We start from the raw sequence: 20762 nt of genomic DNA on the forward strand, positions 1-20762 counted from the left end.
GGAGCGGCCGGTCGGGTGAAGCTCAGCCGAGGACGCGGTGCCCGGCGCGCTCCAGCGCGGCCCGGCCCTCGGCCAGCCGGACAGCCGGCACCAGCACGTAGTCGGTGTCGAACGTGGAGAAGGTGACCACGCTGACCCGGGCCTCGGCGAGCGGGTCGACGAGCGCGGCAAGGGTGCCGGTGCTGGGCAGATCCGCCGGGCCGGCGACCCGTAGGCACCGCCACGCCGTTTCCACGACGGCCTGCGCGGGCACCCGGTCGGCGGGGCAGATCACCGAGATCCCGTCGGCGGTCCAGCTCACGGTGATGACGTCGGCGCGGCCCAGCCCGCTCGACAGATGCTCCGGCAGGGCGGCGTCGGCTGCCAGGCGGCACACGGCGTACTCCCCCGGCAGCAGAGCGATATCGAGCATGAGGGCACACTACGGTCTCGGTGCCGACCGGCCCCAGCATTGTCGCGTGCGGCGAACGACACACTCCGCCGCAGGTCAGACCTCGGAGAAGAAGGTGAGGGAGCCTGCCACCGCGCCGTGCTCGTGCACCGGCGTGGAGATCGCGTCGACTGTCGCGTCGGAGCTGTCCGCCGAGGCGGCCTGCACCCGGAGCAGACCGCGGGCGAGACGGCCGGAGGAGAGCGCCAGCAGAGGCGGAATCTTGTCGATCTCGGCCTCGGTCAGCTCGCCCCGGTTGGCGGTGAAGTCGAGCAGGCGTAGCCCGCCGTCGAGCAGCGGCCGCCCGATCAGGCCGTCCGGCTCGCCCAGGCAGAGCAGCTCGCAGCCGGCCGTGGAGATCGCCACCACCCGTGTGTCGGCGTCGATCAGCAGGCAGGGCTCGTCGGCCCGGCACACCGTCGAGGACCACTGGCCGAAGTTGCCGAGCTCCGGCTCTGTCGAGGCCCGCGCCGCTGGCACGAACACTTCGGAGAGCGAAAGTTCGACGTGGGCCACCGAGCCTCCTATGTACACCGACGGACTGTCCACGCTAGCGGGTCACCGACAGAACCACCGAGCGCACCGGGTCGCCGACCACCCGGACTGGGCCGGGGAGGCCGGTGACGGCGCGGGAGCCGGTGGGGTGAACGGGGGACCGGAGCCGCGTGGCGTCGCCGGTGACGTTACCGGTGGTGCGCCGGCTTGTCAGCGGCCGTTCGGCCCTCCTCGTACCACCGGTAGTCGGCCGTTGGACGGTACGTGCCGTTCAGCCAGGTCCCGGGGTGCTGTGCGACCCGGGACAGCTTCTCGGCGGTGGCCGGGCTGATCCGGCTGCCGCCGGCCACGAGGAGCCGGTCCAGCTCCCGGTGGGTGGCCATCAGGCAGTCCTTCGGAAGGCCGTAGACGCTGATCACGCCCGAGCCGACGAAGGTCAGCACGGGCGTGACCGGAACCGGGAGCCCCACGGCGTCGGACAGGGCCTTGCTGGCGCGCTTGGCGTCCCGGCGGGCTTCGGCCACGTACGGCGGCCGCTTGCCGTTGATCTGCACCACGTCGCCGGCGACGAGCACGCGGGCCCGGCCGTGGTCGGCGATCGTCACCGCGAACAGGCCGCTCGGCCCGATGGCGAGGAACCCGGCGCGCTCGTCCTGGGTGCGGTCGAGCAGGACGTCCGTCGCGTCGGTGCGGGGCCACTCGATGACGTGCCAGGCTGGCCCGAGATGGTCGAGTTGGCCCAGCGCCCGTGCGCCGGCCGCCTCCAACCGCCGGGCACCCCGCTCGGCGCGACGACGACGTGCCCATTCGAGCGGTGTCGGTCGGACCGGTGCGAGAGCCCCGGGCGACTCGACGCGGGGGTGGGGCACCGCGACGGGCGGCAGTGCCCGAGCGGACGGTACGGCTCGTCGTGCGGGAAAGACAGTCATCGTCGTCGACCTCCGGCAAAAGGTCCCTCGAAGTTATGTCCTCACTACCCTACGTTGCCACTCCCGGTGTTCGGCAAGCCGGAGCGCCGGAGTGAGTACGGATGAATGCCATATTCATCCACAGTTCTTTTCTCGGATGCCGCCAAACCCTGCCCTACGCTGCGGGAGTGACCCAATACGTCGACAGCGAAGTCGGCCGGCTCGGCACCGTACTGCTGCACCGGCCCGGCCCGGAACTGGCCCGGCTCACCCCCCGCAACAACGACTCGCTCCTGTTCGACGCGATCCCCTGGGTGGGACGCGCCCAGGAGGAGCACGACGCGTTCGCCGCCGCGCTTCGCGAACGCGGCGTCGAGGTGCTCTACCTGGCGACCCTGCTGACCGAGACGCTGGCCGTGGCGGACGCCCGGGCCGAACTCACCGAGCAGGTGCTGCGCTCGCGGAGGCTCGGCGACACCCTGCGCGCCCGCGTCGCCGACCACCTCTCCTATCTGGACCCGGCGGCCCTGGCCGACGTGCTCATCGCCGGGCTGGCCCACGAGGAGCTGCGGATCAGTTCGGAACGGCCGGGCGGGTTGGTCTACACCCTGATGGACCGGCACGACTTCGTCATCGACCCGCTGCCCAACCTGTTGTTCACGAGGGACTCGTCGCTGTGGATCGGCGACCGGGTCGGCGTCACCAGCCTCGCCATGCCGGCCCGCCGCCGCGAGACCACACTCACCGAGGCCATCTACCGCCACCATCCGCGCTTCGCCGGCACCGAGTTCGTCTACCGGCCGAACCTGGAGCACCTGGAGGGCGGGGACGTCCTGCTGCTCGCGCCCGGGGTGCTGGCCGTGGGCGTGGGCGAACGGACCACCCCGGCCGGAGCGGAACGCCTCGGTCGGCAGGTCTTCGCCGCCGGGCTTGCCCACACCATCCTGGTGGTGCCGATCGCCCAGGAACGCGCCACCATGCACCTGGACACCGTGTGCACGATGGTCGACGCCGACGCCGTACTGATGTATCCCAACATCGCCAGCACGCTCTCCGCGTACACGGTGATCGCCGGCGCGGACGGCGAGGACCCCCGGGTGGACGGCCCGGCCCCGTTCCTGCGGGCCGCCGCCGACGCGATGGACCTGGACCAGCTCCGGGTCATCGACACCGGACTGGACCCGGTCACCGCCGAACGCGAGCAGTGGGACGACGGCAACAACACACTCGCCCTGGCGCCCCGGCTCTGCGTCGGCTACGAACGCAACACCGAGACGAACGCCCAACTGGAGCGGGCCGGCATCGAGGTGATCCCGATCGCCGGATCGGAGTTGGGTTCGGGGCGGGGTGGCCCCCGCTGCATGTCCTGCCCGATCTCCCGCGATCCGCTGCCGGTGGCCGGGTGAGCGCGCTCAGCGCAGGGTGAGCTGGCGGCCGAGCAGCCCCTGCCGGGCCCGCCGGCCGGCGGCGTCAAGCGGGTCGGTGGCGGCCAACGCCTCGGCGTACCGCTTGGCGAACTGTGCGACCGGGTCCTCCCAGTCGGTCGCCGGAGTCTCCTCCGGCAGATCCCAGACCGGCACCAGTCGACCGTGCGCGCGGAACATGCCGGCGAACTTGGTCTGCTCGCCTAGCGTCAGCGTGCCGGCCGCGCCGAGGCGGGCAAGCGCGTCCAGGGCGGCGTCCTCGTCCTCCGGCAGCACCCAGCGCACGTGCGCCTTCTCCGGCACCTGGCACCAGTACGCGGCCTTCGCCGCGCTGAGCCGCACCGTCGGGTAGATGGCGGCGTTCGCCCGCTCCAGGGACGCCTGGACGGTCGGGTCGTCCGCCGCGCCGGGGTCGAGCCAGAACTCGAACCCCTCGTGCATGCTGATCTCCAGCGGGCCGTCCACCAGGATGTCCTGGAGGCGGGGGCCGGGGCCGGGCAGCGGAGGAACGGCCACCTCGTCACCCGGCTCGGTCCGCAACGCGCACAGCAGCGCCTCGGCCAGGTCCCGCGAGACGTCGCCGGACTGCTGGTGGCGTTGCAGACCGATCAGCACCCGGCCGTCCGGCTTGGTGATCGCCGGGGCGGCCATCGGCAGCACGGTGGCCACCGTGGCCGGCCGGTCCCCGAATTCGTCGATCAGGGCGGGCGTCAGCCGCAGCGGCGCCGACGCGGCGGGCACCAGCTCGCGCAGGGCGATCCACTCGGGCTCGTCGACCAGCCCCTCGAACGGTCGCGGGACGAAGATGTCCCGCACCTTGTCCCGGCGGGGGGCGGTGTCGGCGCGCTGGCTCTTTCGACGCTTGCTCACGGCGTCACAGCCTAGAGGCCCAACCGGGCCGTCGTGGGCCGGACCCGTCCCGACGCGTCGTTCAGCCCGCCGCCACGAGGTCGGACCGGGTCGTTGGCGTCGGGTCGAACTCCGCCCAGACGCGCTGGCCCATGCCGTCGCGCTCCACGCCCCAGCGGGTGGCCAGGCCGGCCACGATGTGCAGGCCGCGCCCGTCCGCCGCCTCCAGGCTGGCCGTGCGCAGCCGCGGACCGCCGGCCGCGCCGCCGTCGGTCACCCGCAACTGGATCCGCGGACCCTCAAGCGAGGGCCGCAACCGCCAGGCCACCCGGACCACGCCGCCCGGCAGCGGCCGGGCGTGCCGCACCGCGTTGCCCACCAGTTCGGCGAGGACCGCGATCAGATCCGCGAGGAGAGCCGGGGGTACGACCTCACCCAGCTCGTCGGCGAGCCGGTGCCGGGCCAGCCGCGCCCCGGCGGGGTGGTGCGGGACCACCACACACCACGCCCGTTCCCTCGCTGCCGTCGCCACCGTCGCCTCCACGTCGCGCCACCGTCGGTCAACCGCGCGGTAGCCGCACCTCTGCGACCGTACCGCCGCCGGTCCTCGGACGTAGGGATACCCATCCATTCTGCTGTTCAACGATCCGGCGGACGAGATAGAGCCCGAGCCCGGCACCCGGGTAGCCGCGCCGGTCGCCGGACTCCCCCTGCCAGAACCGGTCGAAGGCCCGCTCCACGTGGTCGGGGCGGATGCCGATGCCCCGGTCGCTGACCCGGAACGCCACCAGCTGACCGTCCACCCCCGCGGTGATCTCGATTGGTGAGTCCGGGGGCGAGTACTTGCCCGCGTTCGTCGTCAGTTCGGTAAGCACGGTGGCCAGGCTGGCGCGATGGCCCAGCGCCTTGGGCAGGCCGGACGGGAGACGCAGCACCAGCCGGCGGCGCAGCTCGGCCGGCAGGTCGCCGACCGCGGCGCGCAGCGCCTCACCGAGGTCGAACGGGGTGGGCGGGTCGTCCCCGGGCCCAGCCTCGGCGGCCGAGGAGAGCAGCCTGTCGACGAGCCGGGCCAGCTCGTTGGCCCGCTGGCCGATCACCCGCGCCGCCTGTCGTCGGTCCGCGTCGGTGAGCGACTCCCAGTGGTCGGTGAGGGTGTCCGCGTACCCCTTGATCACGGTGACCGGCGTCCGCAGCTCGTGGCTGGTCACCGCGACGAACAGGTCGCGGTCGTGGTCCCGGCGCTGCTGGTCGGTGATGTCGCGGAAGGTCACCACCCGCAGGGCGCCGGGGCCGGGCAGCTCGCCGGAGGTGATCCGCAGCCAGCGCCCGTCCGGCAGCCGGTGGTCCCGGACCTGGCCGGACGGCGGCAGCGGGAACGGAAGCGGACGGCTCAACGCCTGTTCGGCCTCCCGGCCGGTGACCTGCGCGGCGGCCGGGTTCCAGAGGCGGACGTGACCGTCCCTGTCGACAACGGCAAGCCCGTCGGCGAGCGCCGCCACGACCGGCCCGTCGCCGTGCACCGGGAGCCCGCTCTGATCGCCGTACATGTGCCCCACGCAGGAGGCGAGGTAGGCGACCACCCCCTGCCGCTCGGCCCCCTGCTCGTCGTCGTCCGGGTAGAGGGCGTGCAGGCTGCCGACCGTGTGCCCGCCGATCTCCGCGCGGGACACCACCATCCGGCGCAGGCCGCTGCCGGCCAGTTCGCCGCCGAGTTTGCCGTTGAGGTCCGCCACCCGGACCTGACGTACCCGTGGGCCGGAGAGCAGGCAGACGGTGTCCGGGTCGTCGACGGCCAGCGGACGGCCGAGGGCCCACTCCGCCGCGCCGGTCGCGGCGATCACCCGGCCGCCTGTCGGGCCGAACTCGACGAAGGCCATCCCTGTCGCGCCGAGCGCCGGCTGGGCCACCCGGAGCAGCTGGGTGAGGACCGGCAGCCCGGCATCACCAGAATTGATCATCTCGATGACGACTGTGTGGCCGGCGATGAGAGCGGGGAAGTCGATTCGCTCCGGCATGGGCCGAGTCTGCCCGGTCGGCAGGCGTTTGGGCACCCCCGCCGGTCGGTGCCGGTCACCGGTCCAGCCGGGCCAGGGCGTGCGCCGGCCGGTCGGTGATGATCCCGTCCACCCCGGCGGCCAGCACCAGCTCCAGGTCGGCAGGCTCGTTCACCGTCCAGACGTACACCTGGTTGCCGGCCGCGCGCAGCGCGGGCAGCAACTGCGGACGGGCCCGGACCAGGCCGATGCCCGGCCCCGCGATACGGGCGCCGAACGGCAGACGACCGGGCCGCACCAGACGCGGGAGCACCTCCAGCAACAGCACCGTGGGCAGCGTCGGGGCCAGCTCGCGGATCCGCCGGATCGCCAGCGGGGAGAACGACATCACCGTCACCTGGACCGGGTCGTCAGGCGCCGGGTCGGCCAGCCCGTACCGGCGCAGCAGGTCGACCAGGCGGCGCTCCACGGCCGAGCCGTAGCGGGACGGGTGCTTCGTCTCCACCAGCAGCCGGACCGGCCGGCCGGCGGCGAGCACCGCGTCGAGCAGCCGGGCCAGGGTCAGCAGCCTGGTGTGCGAATCGTCAGGTGGCAGGTCGCCGTCCGCCGCGCTGCCCGGATGCCAGGAGCCGAAGTCCAGTGCCTCCAACTCGGCGAGGGTACGCGCGCTGACCAGACCGCGACCGTTGCTGGTGCGATCCAGCCGCCGGTCGTGGACGCAGACCAGGTGCCCGTCCCGGGTCAGCCGGACGTCGCACTCCAGGCCGTCGGCGCCCTCGTCGAGGGCGCGCAGGTACGCGGCGAGGGTGTGCTCCGGAAGGTCGTACGAGGCGCCGCGGTGCGCGAAGACCAGAGGTCCGCCCATTCCGGCCGCCTCAGATGACCTGGCCGGGCTGCCCGTTCGCGTCGACCACCGGACGGCCGACGGCGGCCCACTGGCGCATCCCGCCGTCGGCGTTCCGCACCTGCTCCCAGCCGTTGTTCACCAGGTAGGCGACGACCTGGGCGGACCGCCCGCCGGAACGGCAGATGACCGCCACGTCCCGGTCGGTGGGCACCTCGGCCAGTCGGGCCGGCAGCTCCATCATCGGCAGGTGGTGGGCGGTGGGGGCATGGCCGGCCGCCCACTCGTCGTCCTCCCGCACGTCCAGCAGGTAGGTGTCGTCGGCGATCTCGGTCACGGGCACGGTGGGAACCTGGGGTCCGAACACAGGAAGCAACACTAGATCCTCGCCGGCCGGATCGACACCGACCGGGCCGTCGACACCGTCACAACCGGGACACCCAGCGCGGGTTGGCCTGTGCCCAGGCGGGCACCCGTGTCCCGCGTACGGCCTCGAAGAGCCCGTTGCCGCCGTTGTCCAGCACCACGTACGACACCTCGTCGATGGTCTGCGGCGACGACGGCACCTGGACGCCGCGCAGCCCGTCGGGCGGCAGCGCGCGCAGCGCGAGGAGCAGGTCCTCCAGGGGTACGCCGTTGGTGTCGACTGTCAACGAGCCGCCCACGGCCCGCAGCACCTGGTCCAGTTTGATCGGGTTGCTGCGCAGGTCCGCCTTACCGGCGCTGTCCAGCATCGCCCGTAGGAGCTGCTGCTGGTGGTGCTGCCTGTCGTAGTCGCCGCCGGGCAGGTCGTAGCGCTGCCGTACGTAGTCCAGCGCCTGCGCGCCGTTCATCTGCTGGCAGCCGGTGGGGAAGACCCGGTTGGTGTGGATCGAACGGACTTCGGTGTCCACGCACATCCGTACCCCGCCGAGCAGGTCGATGACCTTCCGGAAGCCGGAGAAGTCGATGAGCGCGGCACCGTCGAACCGGATGCCGGTGAGCCGGTTCAGGGTGGTGGAGAGCAGTCTCGTGCCGGCCTCCCCGCCGCCGCCGTGCTCGTACGCGGCATTGATCTTGTCCGGTCCGCCGGCGAAGCCGTTCGCGGGCGGGATGGCGACCAGCAGGTCACGAGGGATGGAGACCAGGTACGCCTCCCGCTGCCCGGCGGGTACGTGCACGATGAGGATGGTGTCGGAGCGCTGGTCGGGCCCGCTGTCACCGGGGCGGCGGTCGGAGCCGACCAGCAGGTAGTTGAGCGGCCCGTCCAGGTCGGTCCGGCCGGTGCGGGCACCGGAGTCGAGCAGTTGCTCCTTGGTGACGGTGCGGTCGTACCTGTTGCTGAGTGTCTTGAGGCCGACCAGGGTGAGCCCGGCCAGCAGGGCGAGGGCCAGGCCGATGCCGAGCAGGATCCGTGGGCCCCGGGCGCGACGGGACCGGGCGGGTACGGCCGAGCCGGCCGGACCTGCCGCGTTGCGTCCGGACCTGGACGTGACCGCCTCCCCGCAGCCGATACGTGAAACCTGCTCACGTCAGACTACGGACGGTGACCGACCGGTCGCGGCGTTTCCGCGACTTCGGCAGTCACTTGCGGGTGGAGATCACCTCGGGGTGGTTGAAGATGAACTCGGCCAGCTTGTCCTGCTTGATCGCCTGGAACATCGCCATGGTCTCCGGGCTCAGCGCCTCGGCGCCCGCGCCGTTGCTGTTGAAGGTGCCGTTGTTGGTCTTCAACATGGTCAGCTCGTTCGCGGTCACCCCGCGCATGGTGAAGATCAGGTCCTCGATCTTGGCGCCACCGGTGTCCAGCACGAACGCCTTGCCCGCCGCCTTGATCAGCTGGTTCAGCTTCGCCGGGTTGGTGAGCATGCCCCCGTCGGTGGCCTTGCGGGCCATCGCCTTGATCAGCTGCTGCTGGTTCTGCTGGCGGTCGTAGTCGCCACCGGGAAGACCGTAGCGCTGCCGGGCGTAGTCGAGCGCCGCCCAGCCCTCCATCTCCTGGCAGCCCTTCTTGTGCACCACGGGGGTCATCCGCTTGCCGGTCTTCTTGGCGTCGGCGTTCCACATCGGCTTGCCGTCGACGAACGACATGTGCTTGGACTTGACCTCGTGGCTCACGCAGATCTTCACGGTGCCGAGGGTGTCGATGACGTTCTTGAACCCGCCGAAGTTGATGATCGCCGCGCCGTCGAAGCTGACGCCTGTGAGTCGCTTGATGGTCTGCGCCATCAGCTGGGCGCCGCCCTCCCATCCGCCGCCGTTGCGGGCGCCGGCCTGGAACGCTGCGTTGATCTTGTCGGTGCCGCCGGTGAAGCCGCTCGCCTTGAACGGGGGGATCTGTGCCTGCGTGTCCCGCGGGATGGAGATCAGGTACGCCTGGTCGTGCGAGGCCGGGATGTGCAGGATGATGATGCTGTCCGAGCGGACGTCGTCGGCGGCCCAGCGCTCCCGCGCGTCCACGCCGAGCAGCAGCATGTCGATCGGGCCGTCCAGGCTCGCCCCGCCCTCGGCGTCGGACTTGCCTGCCTCACCGAGCAGGTTGCGCTGGGCGATGTCGCCTGTCGCCTGCCCGATCAGCACCTTGCCGCCGACGATCGCCACGCCGCTGCTGAGCATCAGCACGGCACCGAAGATCACGGTCAGTCGGGCCCAGAGGGGATCCTTGCGTCGGGTCCGCTTCTTCGCCGGCCCGCTGCCGCCCGACCGGCCCGCGCCACCACCGTCACCGGGCGGCCGCCCGCCCGACCCGCCGCCTGAGCGGCCCGGCTGCACGGGGATGGACGCGGCGATCCGCCCGCTGGGGGCGGCGGACCCGGTGGACGAAGGGCGACGACTGGCCTGAACCGGCATTCGTGCTCCAGCTCGTGATCAGGAGGGGGCGGCACCACTGTACGTACATCGATTCGACTTGGCGAGTTCATCACTGGTCCATCCGGACGGCATTTTGCGCGATTCGGTCTATCGTCGCTATTCGATGGACCAGGCGGTGGGCGTCTGATTACCCGCCGTCGCTGCCCTTCGGCGGGTTGGCCTTGACCCAGTCCGCCATGGTGTCCGCCGCCATGGCCCGGTACATCGCCAACGCCTTCTCCCGGTCGGAGACCACCACCGACTCGCCGTTGATCGTGTCGCTGCCCGAGTTCGGGCTGGTCACGAAGGTGAGGTTCTGGCCGCGCAGATTTCGGAACTGCAGCGCCATGTCTGTAACCGAGAAACCCTGGTCAACGGTTACGGCCTTGGTCACCGACTGGAGGAAGTCGTTGAGCTTCTTCGGGTTCGCCAGCGTGCCGGTGCTCGCCGCCTTGTCCATCAGCGCGCGGAGGAACTCCTGCTGGTGCCGCATGCGGGCGAAGTCGCCGTCCGGGAACTGCTTGCGCTGCCGGATCCAGTCGAGCGCCTCCGCGCCGTCCATGTGGTTGGTGCCCTTGGTGAACGTCCGGTACGGCTTGTGGATCGAGGTGATGGTCCGCTCCACCTTCAGGTCGACCCCGCCGAGAGCGTCGGTGACCTCCTTGAAGCCACCGAAGTCGATAGCCATCACGTGGTCGATCCGGACGTCGGTGAAGCACTCCACGGTGCGCACCGCAAGCGGCAGCCCACCGAACGCGAACGCCGCGTTGATCTTCGCGCGTTGGCCGGAGCCGCAGTCCGCGCCGGCGCTCTCCGGGATCGGCACGTACAGGTCACGCGGGATGGAGACCAGGTACGCCTCCTGGTGGTCGGCCGGAATGTGCATCACGATGACCGTGTCGGCCCGCCACTGGCTCTTGCTGTCGACAGGGGCGTCCGGGTCCCGGGAGTCGCTGCCGACCAGCAGGATGTTCAGCGCGCCCTCGACGGGCTTGGCCGGACGACCCCCGGTGATCTCCGCGAACGGGTCGGTGCGGGCCAGGTCGCCGTCGAGGTTGCGGGCGTACAGCCACGCGCCGAGGCCGCCGAGCAGCGCCAGGACCAGCACCGTCACGCCGGCCACCAGGCCGATCCGCCCCCAGCGTGGCCGGGGCCCGCGCCTACCCGACCCACCGGAGCCGCCGGTCCGGCCGGGGTCCTTCGGCCCGCCGGGACCGCCGGGACCGGGCTGCTCATCCTCGGGCGACGGGTACCAGCGTGCCTCGGTCGGGCGGGCACGCCCGGAGGCGCCCCGGTCGGGGCCGGGCACCGAGGCGCGCCCGGCGCTGCGGTGCAGGTACGGGTGCGGAACGCCGGCAGACGATGTCGCTGACATGTAACTCAGGGTACGGAGTGCGAGCCACCGCCGCCTTCAGGCGACACTCAGCGATCGGCCGGGCGGTTACCCTAGCCGCGCCCGGAAGTACTCGATCGTGCGTCGCAGGCCGTCCTCGGGCGCCACTGTCGGCTCGTATCCGAGCAGTTCCCGGGCGAGAGTCAGGTCCGGGCGGCGCATCTCCGGGTCGTCCGCGCTGCGGGTGATGTAGGTCACCTGCGAGCTGCTGTCGGAGAGCGACACGATCAACTCGGCGAGTTGCCGCATGGTCAGCTCGTGCTCGGTGCCGCAGTTGACCGGGCCGGTCTCGGTCGAGTCGAGCAGCAGCAGGATGCCGCGCACCAGATCCTCGACGAAGCAGATGGACCGGGTCTGGTTGCCGGTGCCGTGCACGGTGAGCGGCTCGCCGCGCAGTGCCTGGGAGATGAAGGTGGGGATGGCCCGACCGTCGTCCGGGCGCATCCGCGGGCCGTACGTGTTGAAGATCCGGACGATGGCGGCGTCGAGCCCGCGGTAGCGGTGGTACGCCATCGTGGCCGCCTCGGAGAAGCGCTTCGCCTCGTCGTAGACGCTGCGCACCCCGATCGGGTTGACGTTGCCCCAGTAGGTCTCGCGCTGCGGGTGCTCCTTCGGGTCCCCGTACGCCTCGGAGGTGGAGGCCATCAGGAACCGGGCGCCGTCGGCGACCGCGCGGTCCAGCAGGTGCAGGGTGCCCACCGAGCCGACCCGCAGGATCTCCACCGGAAGCTGGGCGAAGTCGGTGGGACTGGCCGGCGAGGCCATGTGCAGGATCGCGTCGAACCGCTCGGCGAGCGCCGGGTGGTGGGTCGGCAGGCCGTCGGAGATGTCCGCCTCGACCAGCGTGAAGGTGGGGCGGTCGAGCAGGTGGGCGACGTTCTCCTTGGAGCCGGTGACGAAGTTGTCCAGGGCCACCACCGTGCAACCGCGGGCGATCAGGGCGTCCACCAGGTGCGACGGGACGAAACCGGCGCCGCCGGTGACGAGGACGCGGTGACCGGGACCGAAGCGCTCAGCAACCTTCATGCCGGTCAGCCTACCGATCGCCGGATACGGGGACGGGCCCCCGCTGACGCGTGGCGTCGGCGGGAGCCCGTCGGGAGTGTCAGTGGGCGCCCGAACCGGTGAGGGCGCGCACCTCCAGCTCCGCGTACTTCGCCTCGTCGTTCTCCTTCGAAATCAACGTGCCGATCCATCCGCAGAGGAAGCCGAACGGGATGGAGAGGATGCCCGGGTTGGACAGCGGGAACCACTGCCAGTCGTGGTCCGGGAACATCGAGGTCGCCGCGCCCGAGACCACAGGCGAGAAGAACACCAGCAGTACGGCCGAGAGCAGGCCACCGTAGATCGCCCACACCGCTCCGGAGGTGTTGAACCGCCGCCAGAACAGGCTGTAGAGGATCGCCGGCAGGTTGCCCGAGGCGGCGACCGCGAAGGCCAGCGCCACGAGGAACGCCACGTTCAGGTTCTGCGCGTAGATCGACAGCAGGATGGAGATCGCGCCGATCACCAGGGCGGAGATCCGGGCGACCCGTACCTCCTGACGCTCCGACGCCTCGCCCCTCTTCATGACGTTCGCGTAGAAGTCGTGCGCCAGGCTGGACGAGGAGGCCAGGGTCAACCCGGCGACCACCGCCAGGATGGTGGCGAAGGCGACCGCCGCGATGACCGCCAACAGGGCGGCACCGCCCAGGTCGCCGCCGAAGAAGTCGATACCGAGCGCCTCGGCCAGCTGCGGCGCCGCCGTGTTGCCGGCCTTGTCCTGCTCGGTGATCGCCTTGCTGCCGACCAGCGCCGCCGCACCGAAGCCGAGGGCCAGGGTGAGCAGGTAGAAGGTGCCGATGATGCCGATCGCCCAGAGCACGCTCTTGCGGGCCGCCTTGGCGGTCGGCACGGTGTAGAAGCGGATCAGGATGTGCGGCAGGCCGGCGGTGCCGAGCACCAGGGCGATGCCCAGTGACAGCAGGTCGACCTTGTTGTAGAAGGTCTGTGTCGCGTTGCCTGCCACTTCGACGCCGTACCGCAACCCCGGTTCGAGGAAGGCGCTGCCCTTGCCGGAGGAGGCGGCGGCGTCGCCGAGCAGCGACGACAGGTTGAACTTGTACTTCGCCAGCACCAGCAGGGTCATCAGCAGCGCGCCGCCCATCAGCAGGAACGCCTTGACGATCTGCACGTAGGTGGTGCCCTTCATGCCACCCACGGTCACGTAGATGATCATCAGGGCGCCGACCATGATGATGGTGGCCACCTTGGCGGTCGCCGCGTCCATCCCGAGGAAGGTCGTCCCCGGCTTGATGCCGAGCAGCAGCGCGACGAGCGCGCCCGCGCCCACCATCTGGGCCAGCAGGTAGAAGATCGAAACGGTGATGGTGGAGACGGCGGCCGCCGTACGCACCGGACGCTGGCGCATCCGGAAGGCGAGCACGTCGGCCATCGTGTACCGGCCGGAGTTACGCAGCAGCTCCGCCACCAGCAGCAGGGCCACCAGCCAGGCGACCAGGAAGCCGATCGAGTAGAGGAAGCCGTCGTAGCCGTAGAGCGCGATGATGCCGGCGATGCCGAGGAACGAGGCGGCCGACATGTAGTCGCCGCCGATCGCCATGCCGTTCTGGAAGCCGGAGAACGACCGGCCGCCCGCGTAGAAGTCGGTAGCCGTCTTCGTCTGCCGGCTGGCCCAGATGGTGATGGCCAGGGTGACCGCCACGAACACCAGGAACAGCGTGATGGTCAGGTTGCGGGCGGTGTGGTTGCCCGCCTCGGCAGCGAGGATCAGGTCAGCCGCGTGGACCGTTTTCATGGGTCACCTCCCCGATCTCGGCACGGATCCGGTCGGCGACCGGGTCGATCTTCCGGTCCGCGAACCGGGAGTACAGCCAGGCGATCAGGAACGTGGAGACGAACTGGAGCAGGCCGAAGACGAGCGCGACGTTGATGTTGCTGCCGAACAGCTTCGTGCCCATGAAGTCCCGGGCGTACGCGGAGAGAATGACGTAGAGCGCATACCACAGGAAGAACGCGACGGTCATCGGGAAGACGAAGCCGCGCAACGCTCGCCGCAGCCCGGCGAACTCGTCCGACCGTTGTACGGCCAGGTACTTGTCCGACTGGGAAGCGGCCGGAGCGGGTGTGTCCGTGGACATTTGTGGATCACCACCTTCACAGGCGTCAGAGGAGTTTCGCGCACCGTAGAGAGCGCACTCCTCGGCGGGGAAGGCTGAGATCGACACCGGTCGCCGAGTGCGCCGAACGGTTGGCTCACTGCGCCAAGTGACCCAGATCACCCCGGTGACCGGTCGATCCGGTGGGCCCTCAGCCCGGCAGTTCGTGGTAGCGACCCCTGTAGTGCAGCAGTGGAGACGTGTCCTCGGCCAGGTCGACCGCCTCGATGGTGGCCTCCACAAGCAACGCCCACCCGTACTCCCGGGCGCTGTCCAGCCGGCATCCCACCCAGCCGCCGGCGTCCCCCGGCACCGGCCCGTACGGCGTGTCGGTCCACGTCCCGGTGGCGAAGAGGCCGCCCGGGGAGGGGAACAGCCCGGCGAACCGGTCGGCGAGCTGCCGGTGCGGCGGACCCAACGGCGCGACCGCGAACCGTCCCGCGTCCTCGGCCGCCGCCCACAGGTCGGACTCCGCGTCGATCAGGCCGAGCAGCCGGTCCGGCTCGCCCTCGGCGACAAGGGTGGACGAGACGGTCAGCCCCGCCGGACCCGGTGCCGTCCAGAGCGTGACAGGTGCGGCGAGACGGCCGCGCAGCCGTCGTACCGGTGACCGCTGCCCGGTCGGCACCGCGAACGGATCGGTGTGGTGGATCTCGGCACCCGGCTCATGATTCACGTGAAACATTGTGCCGCCCCGGCCGCGTGCCCAGCCCAGGAAGCGCTCGTGCAGATCGGCGGGTCTCCCGTTGAGCCGGGCGAGCTGGTCACCGGCCTCCGCCATCAGAGTGCCCAGGTAGACAAGCAGCCCCACGCGGTCGTGCCGGTACTCGGCGAGCAACGCCAGCCGCGCCGGCTGGCACGGCCAGGGCGCGGCGCAACTCCGGCACCGCCACAGAGGCCGCATCGGCAGGTGGGTCCGGCTCACCAGCGCCGTCCGGCCGGGCGGCGTGGCGGGGTTGGCCGGCGTGGCGCGGTCGGCTGGCCGCTTCCGGCTGCCGGAGGGCACCATGCCTGCGGGCGGTATGACGGTGAGTCATATTTATGCCTCTGAGTCATACGGCTTGTGCGGTTGCGCGTCACCACCGCCCGCCGTTCGCACGCCAGGTCTTTGCCGGAGTGAGCCGGCCGGCCCGACCCGGACGCGGCAGGGCCACCGTCGGCCCGTCCGCCCACGCGGGAGGCCGAGCCGGCCCATCCTGCGGCCTCTCCGCGCCCGGCACGGCCGCCGGCACCGCCTGCTTCCTTCTCCGGTACGACCACCGCGCTGCGTTCCTGCCCCGGACGAACCCGAACATCGTTGATCTCCTCCCGGTCGACGAGGGCCGCCCCGATCGGGGGATGACCGGGGCGGCCCGACGCAGGACCCGGTCGCCGGGACGTCGCCTCCACCGGCCGGGCCGCGCGTCCTCCACCCTGGACGGGAGAGCGCGAAGAAGGGAGGATTCCAGGGCTTACTACGCAACGCGGTCACGTACTTACCGGAGAGGTAAGGATGAACGTCGAAATGTGGGTACGGGCGTTGAAGGCCGCCCGGGCCGGTGCCGACATGTCCCAGGAGGCGTTGGCGACGGCCACCCGGTGGAGTCCCTCCACGGTGGCGGCGATCGAAACCGGCCGCCGCCGGCCGACAATGGAATTCGCCGTCGCCGCCGACGAAGCCCTCGCCACCGGCGGCCTCCTCGCCGAACTGTTGAGGGCCGCCGATCGCCAGCGGCTGCCGACCTGGTTCGTGCCGTGGCGCGCCTATGAAGAGCAGGCGATCCGGCTCTGCGAATTCGAGCCGTGCCTCATTCCGGGGCTCCTGCAAACCGAGGACTATGCCCGAGCGGTCATTTCCGCCGGTGGCCTGAATCCGACCACTGTGGTGGACGAGTTGGTCGCGGTTCGGATGGATCGGCAGCAGTTGTGGCAGCGGACAGAGTCGCCGCAATGCGTGTTCGTCCTGGACGAGACGGCCCTACGTCGCCCGGTCGGTGGGCCGGCGGTGTTGGACGCCCAGCTTGGTCGGCTGATGGAACTCGCCGCGCTGCCGAGCGTCAGATTGCACGTCGTGCCGCTCGACGCCGGAGCCCATGTCGGGTTGACCGGCGGCTTTCTGCTCGCTGAACTGCCGGACGGTGAACGGGTCACCTATGTCGAGGATGTTGCTCGCGGACACGTCATCGACGACCCGGACGTCGTGCGTCTGATTGGTCGGAAATGGGATAGCCTGCTCGGCGAGGCGCTGTCCACGGGCGCCTCGCTGGATCTGATCCGGAAGCTGAAGGTGACGCCATGACCGTTCCTCAACCACGCTGGCGGACGTCGACCAGGTCCGGCGACACGGGCGGCGCCTGCGTCGAGGTGGCGGACAACCTGCCTGGTGTGGTGCTGGTCCGGGACAGCAAGGACCGCTCCGGCCCGATCCTCACCTTCGCTGCGGCGGCGTGGCGCGGCTTCGTCGCCGACGCCGGCAGTGCCCGGAGCCGCCGCGCCGGCTAGCGGCGCGGGGTGACGGTGGCCAGCAGCTCCGGCTGGCGTCGGTCCAGTACGTCGCCGGCCAGGTACGCGCCGAGCAGCGCCGCGCCCAGCCCGTACGCGGCGCCGACCGGCAGGGCCAGCCAGAGCCAGGCAGTATCGAGCAGACCGGCGGCCACCACCATCGGCACCGCCGCGACCGCCGAGGCGAGCATGGTCAACAGGGTGAGCAGCCCCTTCGTGAGGCCCGCGCCGCTGTTCATCGCGAACGGGTTGCTCGTCTCCGGCAGCGAGTACGCCCCGAGCACCGAGACCAGGCTGTTCACCGCCAGCCCGGCGCCGTAGGTGGCGACCAGGCTGCCGAAGGTGAGCCCCATCCAGCCCGGTCGACTGAGCAGCACCGACAGCACCACCGATACGAACGCCAGCATCGGCAGTACGTACAGCGAGAAGGCCGTCATCCGCGCCCGCAGCTCCACCCGACCGGGCACCCCGGCCACCACGTTCGCGGCGTACGCGCTGCCGTCGAAGCCGAACTGGTTGGCCAGGGTGGCGGCGGCGAGCACACCCACGAGGACCATGGAGATGGTGACCACGACCGGTGAGCTGTCGCTGGCAGCCCCCGTCAACCCCCCGCTCTCCATGGCTGCGAAGTCCCCGCCCGTGACGTTGATGAACACGGGTACGAAGATGCCGACCACCGCGATGGTGATCAGGTTGGCCCGGCGGCGAGCGTCCCGCCACCAGTAACGGGACTCCCGGGCGACCAGGGCGCCGAACCGGTCCCGGCGCGCCCACCCAGTGACCCGGGGGAACAGTTGGGCGACCGCGCCGCCGGTCACCCCGCGCCGAGCGGGGGCCTTACCGGCGCTCGCCGCACCCACCATGGCCGACTCGAGCGACCGCGACCACCAGGCCAGCAGGGCGCCGAGTGCCACCAGCGTGATCAGCAACTTGACCGGTGCCGCCCACACCCGTCCCTGGGCCACGTCGATGCCGGCCGTCCACGGCGCGCCGAGCGGCGTCCAGCCGATCACGGTCGCCGCGCCGGTCAGCCGGGTCAGGTCCGCCTCCCGCAGCGCGGCGAGACCGAAGACCTGCAACGGGCCGAGAAGTGCGGCCACCACCGCCAGCAGCACGGCCGCCAGGTCCCGAACCCGCCGGGACCGCAGCATGGTGGCGAAGGCGCTGGTCACCGCCCGGCTGGCGGCCACGCAGAGCAGCAGCCCCGCGACCACACCGACCACGGCCACCAACCCCGCCGACCAACCGCCCAGCGACCAGGAGGTGAGCACCAGCCCGAACGTCGCGATCAGCACCGCCAGCACCGGCACGCTGAGCAGAGCCGCCGCGAACAGGCCGGTCACCAACGTGCGCCGGGGCAACGGCAGCAGCGCGAACCGGGCCGGGTCCAGCGTCTCGTCCACACCGAAGAAGACCAGCGGCAGCAGTAGCCAGCCGAGCACCAGCAGGCCGCCGCCCGCCGCCCCGACCAGCACCGCGTACTGGCCGTCGCCGGTCAGGCCGGGCAGGGCGAAGAGGAAGAAGCCACTGGCGGCGAACCAGAGCCCGAGCAGCGCACCACCGATGAACAGGGCGATGCGCCAGCCCTGACCCCGGAAGCTGTTGCCCAACACCCGCAGCTTGAGCCGTACGAAGTGCCGGGCGGACACCTGCCGCTGCGGCGCCGCGCTCACCGGGAGAGCCACGACAGCTCCTCACCAGTCGCCGTCCGCCCGCCGACTACCTCGACGAAGACCTGCTCCAGCGAACGCTCACCCCGCACCTCGGCGAGGGTGCCGACCCGCTTGATCGTGCCCCCGGCGAGGATCGCCACGTGCGAGCAGAGCCGCTCGACGACCTCCATCACGTGACTGGAGAAGACCACGGTGCCGCCGCCCGCCGCATACCTCGTGAGGATGTCGCGGATCAGCGCGGCCGAGACCGGGTCGACCGCCTCGAACGGCTCGTCCAGCACCAGCAGCCGAGGGCCGTGCAGCAGCGCGCAGGCCAGGCCGATCTTCTTCTTCATACCCGCCGAGTAGTCCACCACCAGCGTCCGGCCGGCGTCGCCGAGGGCCAGCACGTCCAGCAGCTCAGCGGCCCGCTGGTCGACCACCGCCGGGTCCATCCCCCGCAACAACCCGTGGTACGCCAGCAGTTCGGCACCGGTCAGCCGGTCGAACAGTCGTACCCCGTCGGGCATCACGCCGAGCAGCCGCTTGGCGGTCAGCGGGTCCTGCCACACGTCGTGCCCGAGCACCCAGGCCGAGCCCGCGTCCGGCCGCAGCAAGCCGACAGCCATCGACAGGGTGGTCGTCTTGCCGGCGCCGTTCGGGCCGAGCAGGCCGTAGAAGGAGCCGGCGGGGACGTCCAGGTCGACGCCCGCCACCGCGATCGTGCCGTCGAACCGTTTGGCCAGGCCACGCAGTGCGAGCGCGGGGTGCTCAACAGTCATGAGGCGACGTTATCCGCCAGCCGCCAGTTCCGCCGTCCGGCGGCAGGCGGAGGCGTGGTCATCCCCAGGAGGGACCAGCGCTTCGCCATGCGCGACCGATGCAACCGGCCGTTGGCCTCGCGGGTGACAGTGGCAGGAGCGACACGGGGGAGGAACGTTGGACAGGGACGACGGCTTCGAGGAGTTCTACCGGGCGACCAGACACCGAGCCGTCACCGTGCTGTACGCGCTCGGTGGCGACATCCATGAGGCACAGGACGCCGCGCAGGAGGCGTACGTGCGCGCCTGGCAGCGCTGGCAGCGCATCAGCGGGTACGACGATCCGGAAGCGTGGGTACACACGGTGGGATACCGCCTCCTCCAGAACCGCTGGCGGAAGATTCGCAACGGAATCGCCGCCCAACGGCGCGACCGCCCGACAACCGCGGCCGGTCCGCCATCGGAGAACACGGTGGCACTGGTCGCGGCGTTACGGCAGTTGCCGAAGGATCAGCGCGAGGCCGTCGTACTGCACCACCTCGCTGATCTCTCCGTCGCGGACATCGCGACCCGGACGGCCGTTCCGATCGGCACCGTCAAGGCCCGCCTCACCCGAGGGCGCAGGGCTCTCGCACCTCTGCTCGGCACCACCCTCCCCGAGGAGGTCAGCAATGCCTGATCAGCCCTTCATCGACCTGTTCCACGACACCGAGCACCTGACCTGGGCCCCGACCGACCAGGTGCGGGAGCGCGGCCGGCGGCGTACCCGTCGGACGAGGATCGCGGCGTCGCTCGCCGGCGTGGTGGCCGTGGGCGTGGTGGCCACCGGGGCGGTGGCGCTGGCCGGCGGCCGGGAGGGAGCACCGACGCCGGTACTGCCGGCCACCGGATCACCCACCCCGACACCCTCGTCGTCGCCCACCCCGAGCCCCTCACCGTCCGCGACGCCGTCGACCCGCAACACCCCAGGCGCGCCACCGTCGAGCCCATCGGCGACAAGCGGTGCAGCGACGAAGGGCCCCGTCAGCGCGGACATTCCTGCGCAGGCGCTCCTGCGTGCGTCGGACCTGCCGTCCGGTTACCGGGCGGGCGGGAGTGACCTGCTGGATGGTGAATGGTCCTTCGGCTATATCGTCAGCATCACCTGCGCGGCCACGCCGGACCGGTCGCCGAAGGAACGCGCCGAGCGCAGTGCTGGGTTCAGCAAGCCCGGCGGGTCGTCGGTCATCGAGCGCGTCCAGCGATACTCCCTCGAGGGCGCGAAGGCCACGATGACCTTCTGGGCACGAAGGGTGACGCAGTGCGAGCCGGAGGATGAGCGGTACTCGCTGTCGACCGTCGACTCCGGATTCGCCGGGGACGGTTCGCTCCTGATCAGATCCGACGGACCAGCTATGGTCGATTACACGCTCTTTGTCCGGCAGGGCGATCTGGTCGCGGAGATCCGGCTGGGCAACCTGACCGAATCGGAGGCCCGACGGCTGGCACAGCGGGCAGCCGACCGGTTGTGCACCGGGACCGACGCCTGCTGACCTCGTCGCCGG

At 71.3% G+C, this 20762-nt stretch carries 22 protein-coding genes; 5 read left to right on the forward strand and 17 right to left on the reverse strand.

From position 1 onward, the window contains the following. Positions 1-22 precede the first annotated feature (22 nt). The 3 genes from ACZ6N8_RS07135 to ACZ6N8_RS07145 all read right to left on the reverse strand — a co-directional run bounded on the left by ACZ6N8_RS07135 (position 23) and on the right by ACZ6N8_RS07145 (position 1854). Entirely contained in the window at positions 23-412 is a 390-nt protein-coding gene (locus ACZ6N8_RS07135; protein ID WP_364370354.1) for an ACT domain-containing protein, read from the reverse strand. A gap of 75 nt (positions 413-487) precedes the next feature. Next, positions 488-946 (reverse strand): hypothetical protein, encoded by a 459-nt coding sequence (locus ACZ6N8_RS07140; RefSeq protein WP_466008179.1) that lies wholly within the window; start codon positions 944-946, stop codon positions 488-490. 167 nt (positions 947-1113) lie between these two features. After that, on the reverse strand, positions 1114-1854 hold the full coding sequence (locus ACZ6N8_RS07145; protein WP_466008181.1) for a hypothetical protein: 741 nt from the start codon (positions 1852-1854) through the stop codon (positions 1114-1116). Positions 1855-2021: 167 nt separating this feature from the next. Between ACZ6N8_RS07145 and ACZ6N8_RS07150 the strand changes: the two genes are divergently transcribed. Continuing rightward, positions 2022-3239, forward strand: coding sequence for an arginine deiminase (locus tag ACZ6N8_RS07150; RefSeq protein WP_364370361.1), 1218 nt, complete (start codon positions 2022-2024; stop codon positions 3237-3239). 6 nt (positions 3240-3245) lie between these two features. Here ACZ6N8_RS07150 and ACZ6N8_RS07155 read toward each other — a convergent pair whose 3' ends face one another. The 12 genes from ACZ6N8_RS07155 to ACZ6N8_RS07210 all read right to left on the reverse strand — a co-directional run bounded on the left by ACZ6N8_RS07155 (position 3246) and on the right by ACZ6N8_RS07210 (position 15228). After that, positions 3246-4127: a DUF5926 family protein gene (locus tag ACZ6N8_RS07155; protein ID WP_466008182.1), complete on the reverse strand. Its 882-nt coding sequence runs from the start codon at positions 4125-4127 to the stop codon at positions 3246-3248. A gap of 61 nt (positions 4128-4188) precedes the next feature. Then, on the reverse strand, positions 4189-4605 hold the full coding sequence (locus ACZ6N8_RS07160) for an ATP-binding protein (protein WP_364370829.1): 417 nt from the start codon (positions 4603-4605) through the stop codon (positions 4189-4191). Positions 4606-4666: 61 nt separating this feature from the next. Next, the gene (locus tag ACZ6N8_RS07165; protein ID WP_466008184.1) at positions 4667-6121 is read right to left on the reverse strand and encodes a PAS domain-containing sensor histidine kinase; all 1455 of its coding nucleotides are present in this window, start codon (positions 6119-6121) and stop codon (positions 4667-4669) included. 55 nt (positions 6122-6176) lie between these two features. After that, positions 6177-6965 carry a glycerophosphodiester phosphodiesterase gene (locus ACZ6N8_RS07170; protein WP_364370370.1) on the reverse strand — a complete coding sequence of 263 codons (789 nt, stop codon included), beginning with the start codon at positions 6963-6965 and terminating at the stop codon, positions 6177-6179. A 10-nt stretch (positions 6966-6975) separates the two neighbouring features. Next, positions 6976-7311, reverse strand: coding sequence for a rhodanese-like domain-containing protein (locus ACZ6N8_RS07175; protein WP_203174575.1), 336 nt, complete (start codon positions 7309-7311; stop codon positions 6976-6978). A 58-nt stretch (positions 7312-7369) separates the two neighbouring features. Continuing rightward, positions 7370-8437 carry an LCP family protein gene (locus tag ACZ6N8_RS07180; protein ID WP_466008344.1) on the reverse strand — a complete coding sequence of 356 codons (1068 nt, stop codon included), beginning with the start codon at positions 8435-8437 and terminating at the stop codon, positions 7370-7372. Positions 8438-8507: 70 nt separating this feature from the next. Continuing rightward, complete coding sequence (locus ACZ6N8_RS07185) at positions 8508-9773, reverse strand: LCP family protein (RefSeq protein ID WP_466008186.1); 1266 nt, start codon at positions 9771-9773, stop codon at positions 8508-8510. Positions 9774-9921: 148 nt separating this feature from the next. After that, positions 9922-11148: an LCP family protein gene (locus tag ACZ6N8_RS07190; RefSeq protein WP_466008188.1), complete on the reverse strand. Its 1227-nt coding sequence runs from the start codon at positions 11146-11148 to the stop codon at positions 9922-9924. 66 nt (positions 11149-11214) lie between these two features. After that, positions 11215-12192 carry an NAD-dependent epimerase/dehydratase family protein gene (locus ACZ6N8_RS07195; RefSeq protein ID WP_139582358.1) on the reverse strand — a complete coding sequence of 326 codons (978 nt, stop codon included), beginning with the start codon at positions 12190-12192 and terminating at the stop codon, positions 11215-11217. 79 nt (positions 12193-12271) lie between these two features. Further along, entirely contained in the window at positions 12272-13963 is a 1692-nt protein-coding gene (locus tag ACZ6N8_RS07200; RefSeq protein WP_466008190.1) for a solute symporter family protein, read from the reverse strand. After that, positions 13941-14306, reverse strand: coding sequence for a DUF485 domain-containing protein (locus ACZ6N8_RS07205; protein WP_364370388.1), 366 nt, complete (start codon positions 14304-14306; stop codon positions 13941-13943). The genes ACZ6N8_RS07200 and ACZ6N8_RS07205 overlap by 23 nt, the downstream gene beginning before the upstream one ends. Before the next feature lie 169 nt (positions 14307-14475). Further along, positions 14476-15228 carry a flavin reductase family protein gene (locus ACZ6N8_RS07210; RefSeq protein ID WP_466008191.1) on the reverse strand — a complete coding sequence of 251 codons (753 nt, stop codon included), beginning with the start codon at positions 15226-15228 and terminating at the stop codon, positions 14476-14478. Positions 15229-15816: 588 nt separating this feature from the next. Here ACZ6N8_RS07210 and ACZ6N8_RS07215 point away from each other — a divergent pair. Both ACZ6N8_RS07215 and ACZ6N8_RS07220 read left to right on the forward strand, forming a co-directional pair. After that, complete coding sequence (locus ACZ6N8_RS07215) at positions 15817-16602, forward strand: helix-turn-helix domain-containing protein (RefSeq protein ID WP_466008193.1); 786 nt, start codon at positions 15817-15819, stop codon at positions 16600-16602. Further along, the gene (locus ACZ6N8_RS07220) at positions 16599-16805 is read left to right on the forward strand and encodes a DUF397 domain-containing protein (RefSeq protein WP_466008195.1); all 207 of its coding nucleotides are present in this window, start codon (positions 16599-16601) and stop codon (positions 16803-16805) included. Before ACZ6N8_RS07215 ends, ACZ6N8_RS07220 begins: the two co-directional genes overlap by 4 nt. On the opposite strand, the gene ACZ6N8_RS07225 is transcribed toward ACZ6N8_RS07220, so the two are convergent. Both ACZ6N8_RS07225 and ACZ6N8_RS07230 read right to left on the reverse strand, forming a co-directional pair. After that, on the reverse strand, positions 16802-18490 hold the full coding sequence (locus tag ACZ6N8_RS07225) for an ABC transporter permease (protein WP_466008197.1): 1689 nt from the start codon (positions 18488-18490) through the stop codon (positions 16802-16804). The two genes, ACZ6N8_RS07220 and ACZ6N8_RS07225, sit on opposite strands and share 4 nt — an antisense overlap. Continuing rightward, a complete protein-coding gene (locus ACZ6N8_RS07230; RefSeq protein WP_357984549.1) occupies positions 18475-19239 on the reverse strand; it encodes an ABC transporter ATP-binding protein in 765 nt (254 codons plus the stop codon). Before ACZ6N8_RS07230 ends, ACZ6N8_RS07225 begins: the two co-directional genes overlap by 16 nt. A gap of 157 nt (positions 19240-19396) precedes the next feature. Here ACZ6N8_RS07230 and ACZ6N8_RS07235 point away from each other — a divergent pair, with 157 nt between their 5' ends. Continuing rightward, on the forward strand, positions 19397-19897 hold the full coding sequence (locus ACZ6N8_RS07235) for a SigE family RNA polymerase sigma factor (RefSeq protein ID WP_466008199.1): 501 nt from the start codon (positions 19397-19399) through the stop codon (positions 19895-19897). Continuing rightward, a complete protein-coding gene (locus tag ACZ6N8_RS07240; RefSeq protein WP_466008201.1) occupies positions 19890-20750 on the forward strand; it encodes a hypothetical protein in 861 nt (286 codons plus the stop codon). The genes ACZ6N8_RS07235 and ACZ6N8_RS07240 overlap by 8 nt, the downstream gene beginning before the upstream one ends. Positions 20751-20762 lie beyond the last annotated feature (12 nt).

This window comes from Micromonospora sp. NPDC047521, from assembly GCF_055587305.1.